At 63.0% G+C, this 18,023-nt stretch carries 14 protein-coding genes; all 14 read right to left on the reverse strand.

All coding sequences use genetic code 11. The features are described from left to right. Positions 1 to 32: 32 nt before the first annotated feature. Positions 33 to 1,886, reverse strand: coding sequence for a DUF389 domain-containing protein (locus IG627_RS13195; RefSeq protein WP_193192838.1), 1,854 nt, complete (start codon positions 1,884 to 1,886; stop codon positions 33 to 35). Between the two features lie 109 nt (positions 1,887 to 1,995). After that, entirely contained in the window at positions 1,996 to 2,955 is a 960-nt protein-coding gene (locus tag IG627_RS13200) for an AgmX/PglI C-terminal domain-containing protein (RefSeq protein ID WP_193192839.1), read from the reverse strand. A gap of 1 nt (position 2,956) precedes the next feature. Next, complete coding sequence (locus IG627_RS13205; RefSeq protein WP_193192840.1) at positions 2,957 to 3,487, reverse strand: ExbD/TolR family protein; 531 nt, start codon at positions 3,485 to 3,487, stop codon at positions 2,957 to 2,959. Between the two features lies 1 nt (position 3,488). Continuing rightward, complete coding sequence (locus tag IG627_RS13210; protein WP_193192911.1) at positions 3,489 to 4,013, reverse strand: ExbD/TolR family protein; 525 nt, start codon at positions 4,011 to 4,013, stop codon at positions 3,489 to 3,491. Positions 4,014 to 4,032: 19 nt separating this feature from the next. Further along, the gene (locus IG627_RS13215; protein WP_193192841.1) at positions 4,033 to 4,698 is read right to left on the reverse strand and encodes a MotA/TolQ/ExbB proton channel family protein; all 666 of its coding nucleotides are present in this window, start codon (positions 4,696 to 4,698) and stop codon (positions 4,033 to 4,035) included. Positions 4,699 to 4,774: 76 nt separating this feature from the next. Continuing rightward, a complete protein-coding gene (locus IG627_RS13220; protein WP_226865087.1) occupies positions 4,775 to 5,041 on the reverse strand; it encodes a hypothetical protein in 267 nt (88 codons plus the stop codon). Beyond that, entirely contained in the window at positions 5,038 to 5,661 is a 624-nt protein-coding gene (locus IG627_RS13225; protein WP_226865089.1) for a tetratricopeptide repeat protein, read from the reverse strand. The genes IG627_RS13220 and IG627_RS13225 overlap by 4 nt, the downstream gene beginning before the upstream one ends. Before the next feature lie 16 nt (positions 5,662 to 5,677). Continuing rightward, positions 5,678 to 8,518 carry a tetratricopeptide repeat protein gene (locus IG627_RS13230; protein WP_193192844.1) on the reverse strand — a complete coding sequence of 947 codons (2,841 nt, stop codon included), beginning with the start codon at positions 8,516 to 8,518 and terminating at the stop codon, positions 5,678 to 5,680. Beyond that, positions 8,511 to 10,442, reverse strand: coding sequence for a tetratricopeptide repeat protein (locus IG627_RS13235; RefSeq protein WP_193192845.1), 1,932 nt, complete (start codon positions 10,440 to 10,442; stop codon positions 8,511 to 8,513). Before IG627_RS13235 ends, IG627_RS13230 begins: the two co-directional genes overlap by 8 nt. A gap of 21 nt (positions 10,443 to 10,463) precedes the next feature. Further along, entirely contained in the window at positions 10,464 to 10,988 is a 525-nt protein-coding gene (locus IG627_RS13240; protein WP_193192846.1) for an AraC family transcriptional regulator, read from the reverse strand. Between the two features lie 118 nt (positions 10,989 to 11,106). Then, complete coding sequence (locus IG627_RS13245) at positions 11,107 to 12,126, reverse strand: FAD:protein FMN transferase (RefSeq protein ID WP_193192847.1); 1,020 nt, start codon at positions 12,124 to 12,126, stop codon at positions 11,107 to 11,109. Next, positions 12,126 to 13,715, reverse strand: a complete 1,590-nt coding sequence (locus IG627_RS13250; protein ID WP_193192848.1) for a general secretion pathway protein GspF — start codon at positions 13,713 to 13,715, stop codon at positions 12,126 to 12,128. The genes IG627_RS13245 and IG627_RS13250 overlap by 1 nt, the downstream gene beginning before the upstream one ends. Before the next feature lie 300 nt (positions 13,716 to 14,015). Continuing rightward, a complete protein-coding gene (locus IG627_RS13255; protein WP_226865111.1) occupies positions 14,016 to 16,469 on the reverse strand; it encodes a LamG domain-containing protein in 2,454 nt (817 codons plus the stop codon). A 264-nt stretch (positions 16,470 to 16,733) separates the two neighbouring features. Continuing rightward, positions 16,734 to 17,960, reverse strand: a complete 1,227-nt coding sequence (locus IG627_RS13260; protein ID WP_226865091.1) for a hypothetical protein — start codon at positions 17,958 to 17,960, stop codon at positions 16,734 to 16,736. Positions 17,961 to 18,023 lie beyond the last annotated feature (63 nt).

The raw sequence follows: 18,023 nt of genomic DNA on the forward strand, positions 1-18,023 counted from the left end.
CTGCCGGGCAAGCGCCGCAAACAGGATACCGGCTATGGGCTGGTGACCTGCCACATTTCCCGGATAAGGTGGACTTCCACCTTGAGTTTCTGGTTGCGCATCTCCCGCCGCACGATTTTGATCAGCGCATCCGCATAGTCCTTGTCCAGATCGTGTGGCGCCCCCAGCACCAGGACCACATCCGCGGGGTGGAATGGTGACGACGGGCGGCCCGCATCGAAAATCTCCACATCCGGATCATCCTCGACATAGTCTTCCAGCGCATTCATGACGGCGCGGGACAGCGGGTAGTAATTCGGTTGTGGCTTGCCCTGCAGCAGCCCTTTCAGCAGCGCCAGCTGCAGTGGCACCAGCAACACCAGCCCGGCGATGGCCATGGCGGCAACGGTGCCGACCACCCAGCGGCGCTGCCTGGAGCCGGTGCGGGCCGTCCTGATACCCAGGATGCGGAAGGTCGCCGCCGCACACAGCACAATGGCCACAAAGTTGGTGGTAAACAGCAGTGCCGCGCCGCGCGCGTTGGTGATATCGAAATAGGCCAGGGAAATGCCGGCGGAGCACAGCGGCGGCACGAGGGCGGTGGCGACGGCGACACCGGCGATGGAGCCGATCAGGTTGGGGCGCGCCGAGGCGTAGGCGGCCGCGGCACCCGAGGCCGCCGCAACCACCAGATCGAGGATATTCGGGTCGCCGCGGGCAAAAATTTCCGGAGTCAGTTCGGCGCCGGGAGTTAAAAAGCCCATCAGCAGGCTGATGACCAGGGTCAGGGCCAGCCCAATCCCCACCGAGCGCAGCGCGGCGTTGCCCAGTTTCGGATTCGCCTGTGCCAGTGCCAGCCCGCAACCGAGCATGGGGGTCATCAGCGGGGCCAGCAACATTGAGCCAATCACCACGGCGGTCGAATCCTGTAACAGACCCATGGAGGCAACCACCGCTGCCAGCCCGAGCATGATGAGGAAGTCCAGGCTCAGCTGCGATCCGCGCCGCAATCCCTCGAGCAGGTCCGCGTAGTCCGACGGGCTGAGCAGCGGGTTCCAGTCTTCGCCGGACTTGCGATGCCGCCAGGGGCGCAGGGCCGGACCGCGTTTGACCACGGCGAAGGTGGGGTGCCCGGTCAACTCGACCAGTGTGCCCAGGTCCCCGCTGTTGGCGCCGATCAATACCAGGTCGTAGCCGTCCATGGCGGCGGCGATCTTTCTGTATTCCCTTTTGTTGAAGACGCGGCAGTCGATCTGTCCGCCGGCATCGACGCCGGTGTCGCGCATCAGTTGCACCAGTTCGCGCCGGCCGACTTCAATATTGACCTCTTCATAATCCGCTTCGGCGCGCGCCAGGGTGATTCTCCCACCCCTGGATTCCGCCAGCTGGTTTGCCAGGAAAAGGGCGGCGCCGTCGTGGGGGCTGTCGGTGGCGGCAACAAAAATTTTCTGCGGCCTGCGGCAGCGCTGCGGTCCGCCGAACAGGATGACCGTATTACAGGGGGCGTTGCGCAGCAGTGGGTTGTCGGCATAGGTGGCATCGAGCTTGCCCGCCTGGTCTTCGGCGGCCGCGACGATCAATTCCGCTTCGCGGCTGCGGGCCAGCCCGATGGTGCATTCCGAGGCATCGGGGTGCCCGGTTTCCAGTATCTCGAGGTTATTGCTGTCCGCCAGGTGGATGTATGGCGATTCCCTGTCCTTTTCTTGCTCTTGATCCTGCTCGCGCAGAAAGCGTTTTGCCGCCGCGGTCAGTTCCCGGCTGGAAAAATCTTCGTGGGAGATTGCCACCGGCGCATGGTGCCAACACAGGACGACCAGTGGCAGATTCCGTGCCAGTGCTATCTCTGCAGACCAGGAGATGACCGGTGCAATTTCGTCGGGGTTTCTGATTAAAGCCAGGACCGCCATGGAGTTCTCCAGTGGGTTCCCGCTTAGATTAGTTCAACGCCTGGGCGGGCGCTTTCCGGGCTTGGTGGCGTCATTCGGGCCGGACATCGAAATGTCCGGCCCGACCATTTCAGGAGGGCAGGAAGTCGATGGAATAGTTCAGAGTGGTTTTTTCCACATTGTCGGCGCCGAAATTGATCAACCGGATACGCGCCAGCAGTTTGCGTTCCAGGGCCGGGTTTGCCAGCTCGCTGCCCACCAGCTTGATACCGGAAACACTGCCGTTGGGCTCTATCACCAGCTGCACCGTGACCTTGCCCTGGAGGGTCGGGTCGCGGCGCAGGGCGCGGTTGTAGATCGCATAGATGGCGCCCTTGTTGGCCTCCATGACACTGCGGATGGACGCTTCCGCGCGCGCGGTTTTCTCCCGCTGCACCTTTTTCGCCACTTCGCGCGCCGCGCCGCTGGCCTGGGTACTCTTCACCCGGGTGGTCTCCCGCGCCGCCAGTGCGATACCGCCGGTGTCGCGACTCGTATTGCCGGTATTGACGCCGCCGCTGGCGGTCCTGGACCTGTCGCTGATCAGGTTGCGATCGATATCGTTGGCGGCGGCGGTGCTTGCCGCCAGCTGGCCACTGCTGACTTCAGCCACATCGAAACTGTCGCGCATGGCCAGCAGGTCGTCCTGCATCTGCATCAGGCCGCTGTTGGCGGCCTTTTCCCGCGCCAGCTCCACCTTGGCCGCCGGCGGCTTCTCCTTGACCACGGGTTTGGGTTCCGGCTTCTTCGGCTCCGGCTTTTTTTCCTCGGGTTTCTTTTTCTCCGCTTTTTTCTTTTTCGCCGGTTTGGGTTCCGGTTTGGGCAGTTCTTTCTTTTCCAGGATGACTTTGGCCAACTGCGGCGGAATCCGCTCCGCCTGTTCGCGGGTCAGTTCCGGCACCGGGATCAATGCCACGGCGATACCGAGGATCGCAAAGGCGATCAGGCCGTTGCGGACAAAGCGGACAAAGCGCTGGTCCTCCTCAACAGAGGCGGACCAGGGCAGAACCGTTTCCTGGAGCTGCCAGGGTGCGTAGACAGTTGTTGCCATATCAGCTGTCGCCCCCCGCTCCGGTCAGCCCGGCGTCGTCCGGTGCCGACTGGCTGACGGCGAAGGACATATCGCGGAAATCCGCCGCGGCGCAGGTCTGCATTATCTGTTTCAGCAGCTGGTAGGGCACCTGCTCATCGCCCATGATGGTCACCGGGCGACCCAGGGCCTTTTTGTTCTCGGGCAGTTCACCGGCGCGCTCGGCGCGGTACTCGAGCTCCTGCCGCAGGGCTGCGATATTGTCCGCTTCGGAATCTATTTCATCGACACGCGCAATCAGGCGGTCGCCGACAAACAGCTGCTCGTTGTTGACGCGCACAACCGTGGTCACTTCCGGCTTCTGCTGCGAAGTGGATTCCGGCAGCTTGATGGTCTTGTCGGTCTGCAGTACTTCCACATCGGAGGAGTTCACCAGCAGGAAGAACACCAGGATGGTGAAGATATCCATCAGCGAAACCAGGTTCAGTTTCGACTGCTGTTGCTTCTGCCGCTGCCGTCGCTCCTGCAGCTTGGCGGCTACATTCAAATTCATACTATTGCCCTGCTGCCGTCTGCAGCAACTGTTCCCGGGGGGCGTCGCCGAGGGAGATCTGCGGGAAGAGTTCCGCATCCACCACCGAGGCGGCGACTACCGCGCGATAACTGCGCGCCGTGTCCATCGCGGTGACCAGTGTCTTGTAGGGAGTGCCCGTCTCGGAGAGGATCACCAGGTCCTTCTTGTCGATGGATTTCTCCCCCAGCTGTCGTTTCACTTCCTGCAGCACTGTCGACACTGTGGCGAAATCCGCTTCGCCCTCCACATGGGGAATGCGCTTGACGCGCATACCGGCCGGGTAGTTGATATCGATATGGGTCTCGCGCAGCACCAGTTCCAGCTGGCGGTTTTCCTCCTGGCTGGCGGCGCTGGCGTCACTGAGACCGGGCAGGTTCAGCTTCAGCACCGAGATGTGCGAGAACACCATATTGAGCAGCAGCACCGGAACCAGAATGGTCATCAGGCTCATAAACGAGGTGATGTCCAGTTCGCCCTCCTGGTGCCTGCGCCGGCGAATATTCAGTTTGAGCATGCTGCTACCGTCAGTTTCTGGCCGCTTTCTGTTCCGCCGCTTGCGCGCGCCCCATGGTCAGCAGGTTCAGGTACTTGACCCCGGCCATCTGCAGGCTGTCGATAATCTCGTTGGTCTTGTTCTGCAGCATGGAGTAGAAGAGCAGCAGTGGAATCGCGGAAATGAGGCCGAAGGCGGTGGTGTTCATGGCCACGGAGATACTGGTGGACAACATGCTCGCCTTCTCGGACGGGTCGGCGCTGGCCACGGCGGTAAAGGCGGCGATCAGGCCCATGATGGTGCCGAGCAGGCCCAACAGGGTGGCGATATTCGCCAGGGTGGCCAGGTAGCTGGTGCGCTTCTCCAGGCGCGGCACCGCCTCGAGGATGCCCTCCTCGATCGCCAGGGCGATATTCTCGTCGCGCTTGGCGTACTGCAGTGTGCCGATACCGGCGGCGGCGATGCGCCCCATGGGCGCCTTGCTCTCGCGTGCCAGTTGCATTACGCCCTGGTAGTTGCGCTTCTGCAGCATCGGCAGCACCTGCTGGTAGGCGCGGCGATTGGCGGTCTTGGCGCGGGACAGGAAGATCCAGCGTTCCACGACCATGGCCAGGCCGATGACCAGCACCAGCGCGATCGGGTACATAAAAGGACCGCCGTTTTGAAAGAAGCGCAGCAGCGCCTGGGTGAATTCCATAATGCATTCTCCGCAATAAGGTATTTGTGACTGTTAAAAGTGCGAATCCGTAGGGTGCGCACGGCGCACCCTACGGTTATTGTTTTTTGCTATTTTCCTGCAGCAGTTTCATTTCCCGCTGCAATTCTGAATACTCCTGGTGCCTGAACACATCGCCAACCGTCTGCGGCAGTACGCTGTCCAGCCGCTGCAGGCTGTCCGCCTGCTTCCACGGAATGATGTACAGCACCTTGGGCTGTTCCTGGCTGCCGATCACCGTGGATTCCAGGGTGACAATCTCCTCCGCCGCCGCGGGGGCAGCGATGCACAGGGCCGCCAGCAACCGGTGAATTTTTTTCATCACAGTCTGCGCTCCAGGTCGACGATCCAGCCCGCCAGTTGCTTGTCCGGCTCCTGGCGCAGCGACTGTGCGGCGCGATAGTGCTGCAGCGCTTTCTGCGGCTGTTGCAGGTAGAGATCGAACAGTATGCCCAGGTTGCGGTGGGCATCGCCGTAGTCCGGCCAGCGCGCCAGTGCTTCCCGATAGCACTGCAAGGCCTCGTCAAAGCGACCGGCATCGCGCAGCAGTGCCGCCAGCTGGTTCCAGGCAAAGACATTACTGTCGTTGACGGCGATCGCCTGGCGCAGGCTCTGTTCCGCTGTTTCCGTATTGCCGGCGCGGCTCTGCACGATACCCAGGTTGAACCAGGGGCCGGACAGCTTGGGCCAGGATTCTGTCAGTTTCTGCAATTCCGCCTCCGCGGTGGCGACATCGCCGGCCTCGAAGGCCTGTCTTGCAATTTCCATTCCCTCGCGCGCCGCCGCCGGGGCCCTGCCCGCCTGCGCCAGGTAGGGATTGGCAGTCACCAGGCGCTCGCCCCCGCTTCCCTCCACGGGCTGGTCGGGGGTGCCGGTGGAGGAGCAGGCGGCGAGGATTGAGATGGCCGCGGTCAACAGCAGGGATCGGATGCCGCTGTTTGTCATTTTTTTCGTATTCATGTCAGTGCAGTGCCTCGCTCCACGCCAGGACCTTTTCCGGTTTCTGGTAGCGCGCCGGCAGCAGCTTGCCGAGGGAGTCGAAGCTGCGCTTTACCCAATCGTCATAGATACCGTCACCGGTGCGCTGGATATTGGCCTCGTGCAGTTCTATCGCCTTTTCCTCGAAGGGGTAGGCCTGCTCCTCGAGCAGGATTTCGTACTGCTCCAGCGCCAGCTCGTCCAGGTTTGTCGGCCGCTGGGATTCCATCAGGTCGCGACTGAGCTGGCGGTAGACTTCCGCCAGGCGGAAGTTTGCCTGGGTGGTGAATTCGGCGATATTGAACTTCAGCACCCTGCGGTAGTCCGCCACCGTCGCATCCATCGCGCGCTTCTTGGTGGCCAGGCTTTTCTTCAGTGGCAGGCGCAGCGGCAGGCTCGCGAATGTCCGGTAGCTCTGTTCCGCCAGTTCGCTCTGGGAATAGGCGGCCAGGTAGCGACCGCGGGGCGCGTCCACCTTATTGTCGGCCAGTTGCTGCAGAGTGCGGTTGCGCTCGCGCTGCTGTTCTGTCTCCGCAAACAGCTGCACCAGCTGGTACTGGGCCTCCAGGCGCTGCTCCGCCGGCTGCTGCCACTGCTCGCTGTAGCGGCGGTAGGCGTCTATGGCCCGCTGGTGTTCGCCGGCCTGCTGGAAGCTCTCTGCGGCCATATACAGAGACTGGCGGCGCACTTCGCTGTCCGGGTCGCCCTGCGCCAGCTGCAGCAGTTCGCCGGCAGCGGCAGCGGGCATTTCCAGTGCGCGGAAGATCACCACCGCCTTGGCGGCCAGGGTCGGTGCCAGTTTGTGAGTCGGGTAGAAGCGGCGGAAATCTGCCAGTTCGGTGCTGGCCCTCTGCCACTGCTGCAGTTCCATCAGGTAGTTGATGGCATCGTACTGGGCCGTGGCGGCAATCCCGGTGCGGCCGCTGTCGCGAATACGCAGTAGGTGAGCGAGGCCCTCCTCGCTCGGGCCCTCCACCAGCGCCAGTTCCGCCTGGCGGTAGATGGCCGCCTGCAGTCTCTGTTGCGCGCTGTCTCGAATAGCAGTATCCGCACCGGCCAGGACGATAGCGCGGCTGTAGGCCTGTTCGGCCAGGGTGTAATCCTGCAGTTCGAACTGGCTGTGGCCAATGATCATGGCGATATTCAGTTGCTGCCGACGGTTGGGCGGCGGCTGCCATTTTTCCGCGCGCTCCGCGGCGACCACCGCTTCCTGATAGCGGGACAGCTGCAGCAGTTTGTCGGCGGCAGTCAATTGTGCGGGCAGCGCGCGCTTGTCGCCGGGCCAGGCGTCGGCAAAATTCAGGCTGGAGGTGATATTGCGTTCCTGCCACAGGTTCCTTTCCTCGACATCCCCGCTGCCGGCCATTTGCCTGTGCACCTGGTCGGAGGTGAGTATCGCCGCATAGCCGGCCTCGGCGCCGTGGGTTTTATCCTGATATTCCCAGGCCACTTGGGTGTAGGCCTGCCAGGCGCCGACGTGATCGCCGGCCTGCTCCAGGCACTCCGCCATCAGGAATACCAGCGGCGGCGTGCTTGGATCCTCGGGGAAGGTATCCGCGTACTGGCGGTAGAGATCCGCCGCGGCCAGGTAGGCGCGGCGGGAATCCTCTGTGAGCTGCCGCTTTACGCGCACTTTTTCCCCGGGGATTTTTCCCGATTGTGCCGCCAGTGCCTGGGCGCGGGCGTGGTCGTATCTGGCCAGTTCTTCCAGCCAGGGGCGCAGCCAGCCGCCGAGTTTCTGCCGCTGCGCCTCATCCGCCAGCTGCCAGTATTGGCTGCGGATTCCGTAGCGCCGCACAAATTCGCGCTTGGCCGGCAGCACTTCGTCGTGCAGGCCGGCGCTCTGCAGCGTCTCCACCGCGCCCAGGTGCAGGGCCGGTGCTTCCGGACTCTGCGGGTAGTGTTTGACGTAAGCGAGGTAGGTATCGGCGCTGTCCCGGTAGCGCTCCTTTTCCCGGTACCAGTCGCCGAGGGCGCGGTACAGATGATGCTGGTAGGGGCGGGCTTCGCCCTCCGCATTGAAAGACTCAATAACCTCGGCGCCGCCCAGGTAACTGAAGTCCAGTGCCAGTCCGCGCAGGCTGTCGTCGGCCAGGCGTTTCTGCCCCTGGGGCAGTTCTTCGAAGGGCGCGCGTTGATGCAGCTGGTCCAGCAGCTGCAGGAAGGTCCGGGTGGAATCGCGGTAATTGGATGACTTGAATTCGGACCAGGCGAGCATATAGCGCGCATTGTCGGCAAAAGGACTGTCGCCCTGCTGTAGCAGTGCGCGGAAATCGCGGGCCGCGGCCCCGTAGTCCCTGCGATTGAAGGCCGCCTCACCGCGACGGAACAGCACCTCGGTGAGAAACGGCGATTCCGGTGCGGAGGCGGCTATGCCCTCGAGCGCCTGCAGCGATTCCTGCGGCTGGCCGTCCAGTGATCGCGCGCGCGCCAGCCGGTAGAGAATATAGTCATCCCCTGGTGTCTCAGCGGCCAGGTGCTCGTACTGCTGCACGGCGCTGGCATAGGAAACGGCCGTCTCGGGGTTGTCCGCCTGCTGCTGTTCCAGCCGCTCCATTTCCAGGTCGGCCAATCGCAGGCGTATCTGCCGGCGGGTGTGCGGATTTTCGTTACTCGCCAGCGCCTGTCGATAGCTCTGCTGCAGTGCGGTGACATCCGGCTGTGGAGCCTCGATTGCGGGGCCCGGTTCCGGCGGCAGGGCTGCCGGCGGCAGGTCTGCCAGCGTCTGTACGGAATGATTACTGCAGGAGGCGGCGATACAGCAGACTGCCAGTGCCAGCGCCTTTTTCCCGGCGAAATTCTGCCGGCGGATCAGCTTACTCATCGGCACCGCCCTCACCTTCGCCGGCCGCCTGCTTTTGCCCCGGCGCGAGGGCATTTTGCATGGCGGCATCCTGCAGGCGCGCCATGGCCAGCTGGCTGTGTGCAACATACTGGCGGATCCGGTTGCGCTCGCGAGCCAGCTCGGCGATTACATCCCTGCGGATGGATTCCTCAATCAGATTGCCGGCCCGGGTTATGGCGCTGTGCCGGGCGGCCAGTTGTGGCGAGGCCGCGGCTATTTTTGCACGCAGCTGGTTCAATTGCGGCGCGCGGCGGGCGACCAGGTCGGTTTCGCGGCGCTGGTGTGTTGCTTCCCGCAACTGCTCGTCGAGTGTTCGCAGCTGTTTGCGCTGTTGCCACAGGTTGTCGTGGTACTGCTCGCTCGCCTGCCACAGCAGCAGGCCGCGGGCGCGCTGCAGGGTTTTCCGTTGCGATGCGCGGGCCCTGCCGAGATCGTTCAACATTTGGTAGCGATTTTCCGCGCGCCGCAGCAGCGACAGCATTTCGCCGCTCTCACTATCCCCGGGACGGGCAGCCATCAGTGCCAGGGCATCGCGCTGGCGCTCGATACGCGCCAGTGATGTCTCCAGTTCGCGGTACTGTTGCTCGGCGATCTCCACCTGCTGGTCGAACTGGGCACTGTGGTAATTTTCCACGATCGACCTGCGGCGCTGCTTGCGCTCGTCGATCAGCTGCTCCAACTGCGGCAGTTTCCCCTGCCAGTCTTCGATGACCTGCGCCAGCTGGCGCAGGTCGCGCAGTTCGGAGAGGCGCAACTGGAAGTCGTCGCTCTGCAGTATCGGTTGCAGGTAGCGCCGGTTGTCGTGCATCAGTTGGGGGGCTTCCGCAAGCTGCAGCCAGCCGTAGCGCTGGGCGGTGTCGTCACTATTGGGGGCAAATTCCTCGGCCTCGATATCCCGCTGCAGCTGTTGCAGCTGGACCAGGACCGACTGGTAATGTCCCTCGGCGCGCCGGTAGGCGGCCAGCGCAGCATGCGGGCGTTGCAGTTTTTCGTAGCCGTAGGGCAGGGCCACTAACGCCTCGCGCGCAGCGGCCGAGTCGCCATCGCTGTTTACCAGGAACTGCAGCGCGTCTATCGCCGGTTGATACTGATCGCTGTTGAAGGCCGACCAGCCGAGCCCCAGCAATGCCCTGCTGGCCCAGGGCGTCTGCAGGCGTACCTGGCGGAATGCTTCCATCGCCTCGTGGTAGCGCTGCTGCAGGGTGTAGACGTAGCCGGCACCGATATGCGCCTTGTCGGCGAGCACGTGTATCTCTGCTGAAGGATCTTCCTGTGCCGCTGCCAGCTCGGCCGCTTTGCGGTAGTGCAGCGCCGCCGCGGACAGTTGCCCCTCCCGCGCCACCGCCGCGGCCAGGTTGATATAGCCGAGTATGCGCTGCTCGGGCGGCAATGCCTCCCGGTGCAGCAGTGTTGCCGCGGTGGAAAAATCTTGGCTGCGCAGCGCCAGGTTCAGCGCCAGGGCGGACTCCTGGGCGGCGCCGGACTTCTGCAGCTGCTCCGCGGCCAGTGGCCAGTCTCCCTGCAGGTAGTTCAGCTCCGCCAGTTTCAGCCAGGCGACTTTGCGATGCCTGGTTTCCGCCTCACTGTCGCCGTCACTCTGCTGCAGCTGCTGTTCAAACAACTCCGCCGCGTGCCGGCGCAGGCCGAAGCCGAGACTGATACCGCCCTCGATCAGGGCGGCATTGTCGCGGTGGGTCAGGATGGCGTCGCGCTGCCCGGCGACCAGCAGGGTGCTGAGGGCATCGAAGTAATTGCCCTGGAAATAGTCATAGAGCGCGGCACCGTAGGCCATATCCTGCGCCTGGCGGTACTTCTGTGGCGCATTTTCCTTTGGATCGTCAGCGGCGAGTGGGGCCGCGGCGGAACCCAGCAGGGCCACCGTCAGGGAGAATGCGCAGGACAATGGACGGTACGGCATCGCGGATCAGGGCGCCGGCCATTCGACCAGTTCGAATTCCGGCTGCTGCTTGCCGGTAGCGTCGGCGATACGCAGTTCGATCACCGCCGGCTCGTCGGTCTTTTCCAGTTCCAGGGTTGCCGCGCGCTTGTACTCGCGGCCCTGGGGACCGAAACCGGTAAAGAAGGCGGAGATGGTGTAGCTGCCGGATTTGAGGTTGCCCTTGAACAGCGGCTGTATGCCGCCGCGAATCAGCGCATCGCGCTGGTGTTCGGTATACAGGTGGCTGGCAGAGAGCTTGTTGTCGATATGCAGCTTGACCGCATCCAGCTTGAAGTACTCGCCCACATCCATGGATACATAGAAGGCCACCTGGCTCTGCGCCGGGTAGAGGAGATCCTCCTCGAGGATCAGCAGGTCGCGGTTCAGTTTCAGTACGTCGCGCTTCAGTGACTCCAGCTTGTCCGCCGGGAAGGCCTCGCCCTCAGCCAGTGCCGGCGTATTCGCGGCAATTGCGAGAGAGAAAATCAGGAATTGAATACAGCGTCGCATGGGGCGGCCTTTCGATTGGGTTTGGTGTCGGGGGAAGCCGATTATTATGAATTATCTCAGGGGATCATGTATCTGATGTGATCCGGTTGGCAATTTTTCTATGATGACAGTGGAGTTACTACTTTGAGTTGTCTGGTTGCAGATTATCCAGGCCGCGGCTGAAGTAGAGCCGCCTGTTGCTGTCGATCACCACCGCCTCGAATCCCGGCAAGCGGTCTATCAGCGCCAGCCCTTTCTTCTTGCCCAGCACGAAGACGCTGGTAGAGAGCGGATCCGTATCGAAACCGCGCGGCCCTATGATACTGACGCTGATCAACTTGTCGCTGTCGCCGGCGGTGGTGTCTGCCGGCTTGCCGGTGGCCGGGTTGAAAATATGGTGCACCCGCTCGTCCCGATCGTCGATAAAGTAGCGCTCGTAATCGCCGGAGGTGGAGATGGCGCTACCGGCCAGCGGTATCACCGCCGCGTTCTTGCTTTTGTCCCGCGGGTGGCGGATACCCACCAGCCACGGCTGGCCGCGCTTGTCGCCGAGCATGCGCGCATCGCCGCCGGCACTGACGCTGGCGCAGCAGACGCCGGCCTCTTGCAGGATTTCCACCGCCTTGTCCACCGCATAGCCTTTGGCGATGCCGCCGAGATCGACTCTGGTCTTATCGTGCCCGAAGCGCAGAGTCTGTGCGCGCTTGTCGAAATGCAGGTGACGGTAGTTCAGCGCCTCCAGCAGGCTTTCGGTCACCTGCTCGTCGGCCTGTTGTTTCATGCGGAAAACATAGTGTTTGCCCAGGGTGGCAAAGCTGATATCGAAGGCGCCATCGGTCAGCTGGCTGTACCAGAGGGACTTGTCGATCAACACGGCCAGCTCGCCGGACAGGGCTACCGGGCCAACGGCGGCCTCGCGGTTGACCTGCGACAGCTCGCTGTCCTCCTTGTAGGGAGACAGCTGGTCGTCGAGGCGGCGGAATTCTGCCATCACCTGTTCGATCAACTGCGCGGCTTTGCTGCCATCTTCATGCCACAGCTGCACCGTCACCTCGGTGCCCATGATCGCCTGCTCTTCGTAGTGCCATTCCGCCAGCGACGGGGTCGCATAGAGCGAAGCGGCACAGCACAGCAACAAGGTTTTAAAAATTCTGCTCATCAGACAATCGGTGCAAAGGCGGTCATGCTGTCCATCAGGCTGGCGTTGCCAAGGCCGTGGTTGGGGAAATACTCGGGGTTACCGAATCTGCTCTGCTCGCCGTGTAGCGCCATATAGTTCAGCACCACTGTTTCGACCAGCAGATTGACATTGTTCGCCGCCGGGCTGGACGCGGTTTCCACATCGCCGGACGGACGCATATAGCCGAGCTGCTGGTGTCGCGCCTGTTCGTCGGCGGTGCCTCCGAGCAGCTGCGGGCGCCCGGTGGGGTTATAGACCAGGAAGAAGGAGGCGGCTGTCTGCTGGTTGTCACCGGTCCAGACGCCCTTGCCGCGCCCCTCTGCAGAATCGTCGATCATGCCGTTGGAGAACACCGAACCGTCGCTGAACACATAGATCATCAGCGGCTGGTTTTTGCGCGCGGCGTATTCCAGGCAGGCGCCGATGCAGCGGCCGGCGCGCAGGTCGCGGATCTCACCGGTGGCCCTGTCGCCGGTGTGGTAGTCGTAGCCGCCCATGGTCACGGTGCCGGCGCCGGCGTAGCCGTTGATCACCAGTTTCATCACCGAGGCGGTTTTCTGGAATTCGCGGTCGTTATTGAATTCGGCACTGGTAAAGATACCGCCGGGGCCGACGATATCCGGGTCGGCCTCCGGGCTCAGCTGGGCGGGATTGCCGAAGCGGTCCGCCAGGTCGGCGCTTTTCATATAGCCACAGCGCACCATGTCCTTGATGGTTGCGTCGGCAATCACCCGGGTGTCGACGCGGCCGAGCTTTGAGTTGGAAATGCGGTACATGGATTCCATCACCGCAACGGTATCCTGCTGGCTGAGCAGGCCGACCAGGTCGCCGACGTCCACCAGGCCGGTGACGTCTGTGGGTCTGTCCACCTTGGTCGGGCGCACTTCCGGGTTGATCATCGCCATGGGCGCCAGGGAGTTGCCGCCGGACTCACTGGAACTGGAACCGATCAGCGCCAGCAGGGAGCCATTGGCTCCGGCCTTGTTGATGCCGTACATGGGGTTGTGCGGATTGTTGCCGGTATCGTTTTCCGAACGCGCCGGGATCACTGCGCCATTGGTGGCCGAGGCGGTGCCGGTGGCAATCTTGTCGAGTATGCCGCGCAACATGCCGCTGTCGCTGTGGAAGGCGAGTCCCAGGTCGGTATTGATAAATGGATTGCCGGCGGCATCGGTCAGTGAGGGCACCATGTCGCCGGGCAGGCCCTGTTTGCCGTAGCCGGCAGTGCTGAGGAAGTCCATCTGCCCGCCCTGTTTTCCGACGAGCACATTGGAGCCGGCAATATTGGCCCCGCCGGCCAGGTCGAAACAGATAAACGGAATCTTGCCGGCACCAAAGGCGCTGACATCACAGGGGCCGCCGTTGCTCTTGCGCAGGGCCTCCAAATCAGAAGACAGTGCCGCCTGGGCGGCGCGCGGATCGGCGAAGAGGCTGAATACGGAGCCGCCGAGCACCGTGGCCAGGCCGGCGCGGAAACCCTGGCCGAGGAAGTCGCGACGGGTTACCGGGCGGTGGTGGTCCGGGTGGCGCAGTGGCTGGTCCAGGTCGAAGTGTTTTTTCTTGCTCATAGTTTCTGTCCGGATTTCTTTAATCCGAGGTGAGATTGTTCCAGTTGCCGGGCGGGCCTGCTGCCGATGGCCACTGTGTTCTTTTCGATTCCAATCGCGGCCAACGGCCGCTCCTACAGGTGCTGGAAAACAATTTGTAAATTCGCTGCTCCAAATCAAACGCTATCGCTCGTCATACCGGCGCAGGCCGGTATCCAGTTTGGTGGCACCTGGATTCCGGCCTGCGCCGGAATGACGAAATACCCTGTAGGAGCGGCCGTTGGCCGCGATCGATGTCTCTCGCGATCAATGTGTCTGTTGTCAGTGAATCAGAATCATCGCACTGCCCATCGCCGCCGCGCACACCGCCTTGACGGTGGTTGTGGTGCGATCGCCGGCGCAGCCGCCGCCGCAGGCGGTCATGGAGTCGATCAGGTTGTTCAGCTCCGTCTCCACATCCGCCAGGTCCGGCGCCGCGGCCAGCTGCAAATGGCTACCGTCGTGCGGCCAGGTCATCTGGTGGCCGAGCAGCCTCTCGATCAGCGGATCTATCACCTGCGCGCGCTTGGCGGCGCTGTCGAAGGCGGTGTTCGCCGGTGCGCCGAAACTGAAACCGGGGAAGTAGCTTCCGCGCGCGGAGGAATCCACCAGAGTGCTGCAGTACTTCACCGCCAGCTGGGTAATACCCATCTGCTGCGCGGCGAGGAAGCCCTGGATATCGCTCTCCACCGGCAGCTGGCGCTTGACCTTGTCCCAGGTCTCGACGATATCCGGGTGCGCGCTGGAGATACCGGTGGCGCGGGACAGGCTCGCGTGTATCTGCTCAAAGCGGCGCAGGCCGATACGCGGTTGCGGGTCCAGGTCCGCCGGCTCGGCGGGTGGCGCCGGTGTCGGCTCCACGCGGGTGAAGGTCTCGCTGCCCAGGCGCTCGAAGGTGAGGAAGAACTCGTCGCCCTCGGCGCCTTTGTCCAGGGTGATGATGGTGCCGAGCCGGGACAGTTTCTGTCCTTGCCCGGGTACATAACTGCCATTGATGGTTGTGGACAGATTGGCCCAGGCCTGGCCCACTTCCGCCTCGCGGCCGTTGATGCCGATGCGCATGCCCTCGATGTCTATTCCGGTCGGATCGGCGCTGTCGTCGAGGCTGACAAAGGTCGGCTCGCTGAACAGGTAGCCGTAGTTGTCGAACTGCTGCACGGTGAACATCACGTAGCTGTCCGGCACATTGGTCTGTTCCTCCACCTTGAACAGCAGCAGGTACTTCTCACCGACACCGACTTCATAGTTGGTGGCGATATCTTCCGCTGAGAGGGCGCGGGAGTGAATCGCCAGCAGTCGCACCGACCCCTCCCATGGGTTGTCGCCGGATACTTCGCTGCCCAGTGCCAGCGCAAAGGTGTCGTCCCAGGTGCTGAGCAGTTCTGCCGCGGCCGGATCGGCATCCCCCGTGAATTCGCCGTTTACAAACAGCTTGCGCCCGTCGATCGGATCATAGGTGGCGACGACATGCTGCAGCGTGGCCTGGGCGCGCTCGGCCATATCGTCGGTGATCAGTGCCGGCATGCCGTCGGCATCGGTGCTGTCGCTGCGGTTCTGGAGCGTATAGTTGTACAGCGCCTGGCCGAGGGTGAAGTTGCGGATATCGTTGCCGCCGGAGTAGGTGACGATACGCGCCGGCCCCTCCTGGGACACATTCGCCGGCGCCACCCAAGCCTCGATGGTGTACTCGCCGGTGGCGGTCAGCGTGTCGTACAGCTTGCGGCTGGTGGCGGTCGCGCCCTGGGCCTTGCCGCCCTTCAACTGGATGCCCCAGGAACCCAGCCACTCCACGTCGCCGGATAATCTCAGGTCGATGGCCGGGTTGACGCCGGAGGTGTCGTAGGCTGTGGTACCGCTGCCGGTCTTGAACTCGTAGAGGGCAATCGCGTTGTTCTCCACCCGGCCGCCGCTGCTGGCGACGATACCGTCGGTCAGCAACAGCGCCTTGCTGATCACCCAATTCGGGTTCACCTGGGTCACAGGGATGCTGTCGGCGAAGGCCTGGATGGCCGCGGTCATCTCGTCCTCGTTGTCCCCACAGTCGTCCCAGCAGTTGTGGAATTCACTGCCCAGGCGCACGGAGAAGCGCGACTCGACCGGGCTGTCCAGGTTCATCCTGGCCTTCGCCGCCTCGTAGGCCTGGTCCACATTGACGCTGGCGAAATAGGGTTGCTGCGCCGTACCGGCGTCCTCGCTGTGGCAGCCCGCGCAATAGGTGCGCAGCAGCGGATAGACGGTACCCGCGAAACGTCCGCTGGACGCAGGGAAACTCTTGCTCGCACCGACGGTGCGCTCGACAGGTGCGGTCAGGGTGATGGTATTGACCAGGCTGCCGGTGGCCCTGGCCCACTCCTCGATATAGTTGGTGATGATCTCCGCACAGGCTTGGCTGCTTGCCAGCCAGCAGTTGTGGCCACCGCCCACTTTGGTCACCAGGCGCGACTCCGCCGGTTGCGCCAGGTTTACCAGCGCGCGACCGGCATCATAGGCCGCATTGATATCGTCGCCGCGCACAAAGTGCGGGCTCTGGCTGCCCTCGACATGACAGCCGCCGCAGCGGTTGTTCGCCGCCAGGTTGTCCCAGATATAGCGCTTGTACTGCTGCACATCCTCGGTCTCCGGCGCCGGGCCTGTGTAGTTGGCGCCGCCGCTGCCGGGATTGGTATTGGGCTGCTCTTCCGTGTCCTGGCCGCTGCCGCCGCTGCAGGCGGCGAGAAGAGCTGCGGCGAAAAACAGGCTGGATTTGCGTAGGCTCGAGCGAAGTCGAGTATCTGACGCGAAGGCGCTGATGCTGGTAGCGCTTTGCGGGACTGTCTGCGAGAGGGGCCGAAGGCGCCGTGAATACTTGGAGCGGCCGGGCCACCTCGCAGACAAGTCTCCAGGGATGGATTCACCGGGGGGGCGCCTAGCCCGTGTCCCGCAAAGCGCTACCGGCAGTAGGGCCGCCACTGAGCTAACAACGGAGTCGTATCTATCGGAGAATTTTCTAATCGTCATAAATCAATCCCCCGCACAGTAAACAGCGGCGTCCGCATAGACCTGCTTCAGCCGGTAACCGCTGTTGCTGAAGTCGTCCGCAATAGCGTCGACGCGCGCACGATCGGTGGCATCCTCGGGGTCGCGCAGGCACACCTGGCGGAACACCTTGGTGACCTGGCACTCGGCGAAGGCACGGCTGTTGGCCAGTTCCTCGCCCATCGACTTGGCACCATTGCCGCTGCCGGGCAGGGCGCTGCTCCAGCCCAGGTGCATATTCGGTCCCTGGCGCCAGTAGTTGTCCCAGCTGTCGTCCGGCAGTATGAAACCGTGGGGGAAGTTGGCGCTGTTGATATGGTTCTTCGCCTTCACGCGGCTGCCGGTGGCGGGGTCTGTCTCGCCGGCGCTGTTGTAATCCAACTGCCCGTTCTCTCCCTCCGGGTCGTTGTCCGCGTCGTAGGTAAAGTCGTAATAGGCGAACGCCTGGGCCATGGGGTCCATGCCGCTGTGGCAGCCGATGCAGTTGTTCTGGAAGACGCGGCTGTCGCCGCCGGGGCTGCGGCTCACATCCTGGCGGATGCGGTCCGGTGGTCTCGAAGTGTCCTGCACCTGTTCCATATCCCGGCACAGGTGATTCACCAGGGTGAAGCGGAACATGGCCCTGTTGGTGCCGGCGATAAAGAAAGATCTGGCCGCACCGCGGGTAGTCATGACACCGGCAGTGGCCTCCGCCGGCAGGCCGGTGACCGACGACTGGCTGCGCCGCTCCAGATTGTCCTTGAGCGAGTAACCGCCGGTCTCCAGCGTCTCATAGTGATCGTTATTGCTGTTGCTGTAGGCGGGCAGGCCGGAGACATCGCCGGTGTAAATAATGTTGCCGGATAACACCTCGCGAAAATCCACATCGTCGCGCACCATGCCGATGACCGTCGCCGTGTAATCGTTCAGCGGCGCGAACACATCGCGATCGCGATTGGTCCAGGGGGTGGCCAGGTTTTTCAGCGTCACATCGTAAAAGGCGTCGTTCTGCATCGCCGTATAGGCGGCGGCATCGGGATCGCCGCTGGCGATATCCTCGGCCATGTCGAGCAGCACGCCCTCGGTGGGTTTGACGCCGGTCAGGCGACTGTGAATCTGCAGGGCCTGGTCCTGGGGGGCGGCGCTGGCGATAGCGGCCCAGAAACAGGCGCCGAACAGCGCGCCGGTGGCGAAGGGCCGCTCTATGCGCAGTCGGATTGGTTGATTTTTCATCACATTATTTGAATGGTGGCACCGCGGAACAGTAGTGACATCAGATACTAAAAGCTGGTTCCT

It is taken from the genome of Microbulbifer taiwanensis (genome assembly GCF_014904815.1).
GTDB lineage: Bacteria > Pseudomonadota > Gammaproteobacteria > Pseudomonadales > Cellvibrionaceae > Microbulbifer > Microbulbifer taiwanensis.

Coding starts and splice junctions, on each gene's coding strand:
- IG627_RS13195 (WP_193192838.1), bottom strand. CDS start 1,886: ATGGCGGTCCTGGCTTTAATCAGAAACCCCGACGAAATTGCACCGGTC.
- IG627_RS13200 (WP_193192839.1), bottom strand. CDS start 2,955: ATGGCAACAACTGTCTACGCACCCTGGCAGCTCCAGGAAACGGTTCTG.
- IG627_RS13205 (WP_193192840.1), bottom strand. CDS start 3,487: ATGAATTTGAATGTAGCCGCCAAGCTGCAGGAGCGACGGCAGCGGCAG.
- IG627_RS13215 (WP_193192841.1), bottom strand. CDS start 4,698: ATGGAATTCACCCAGGCGCTGCTGCGCTTCTTTCAAAACGGCGGTCCT.
- IG627_RS13225 (WP_226865089.1), bottom strand. CDS start 5,661: ATGACAAACAGCGGCATCCGATCCCTGCTGTTGACCGCGGCCATCTCA.
- IG627_RS13230 (WP_193192844.1), bottom strand. CDS start 8,518: ATGAGTAAGCTGATCCGCCGGCAGAATTTCGCCGGGAAAAAGGCGCTG.
- IG627_RS13240 (WP_193192846.1), bottom strand. CDS start 10,988: ATGCGACGCTGTATTCAATTCCTGATTTTCTCTCTCGCAATTGCCGCG.
- IG627_RS13245 (WP_193192847.1), bottom strand. CDS start 12,126: ATGAGCAGAATTTTTAAAACCTTGTTGCTGTGCTGTGCCGCTTCGCTC.
- IG627_RS13250 (WP_193192848.1), bottom strand. CDS start 13,715: ATGAGCAAGAAAAAACACTTCGACCTGGACCAGCCACTGCGCCACCCG.
- IG627_RS13260 (WP_226865091.1), bottom strand. CDS start 17,960: ATGAAAAATCAACCAATCCGACTGCGCATAGAGCGGCCCTTCGCCACC.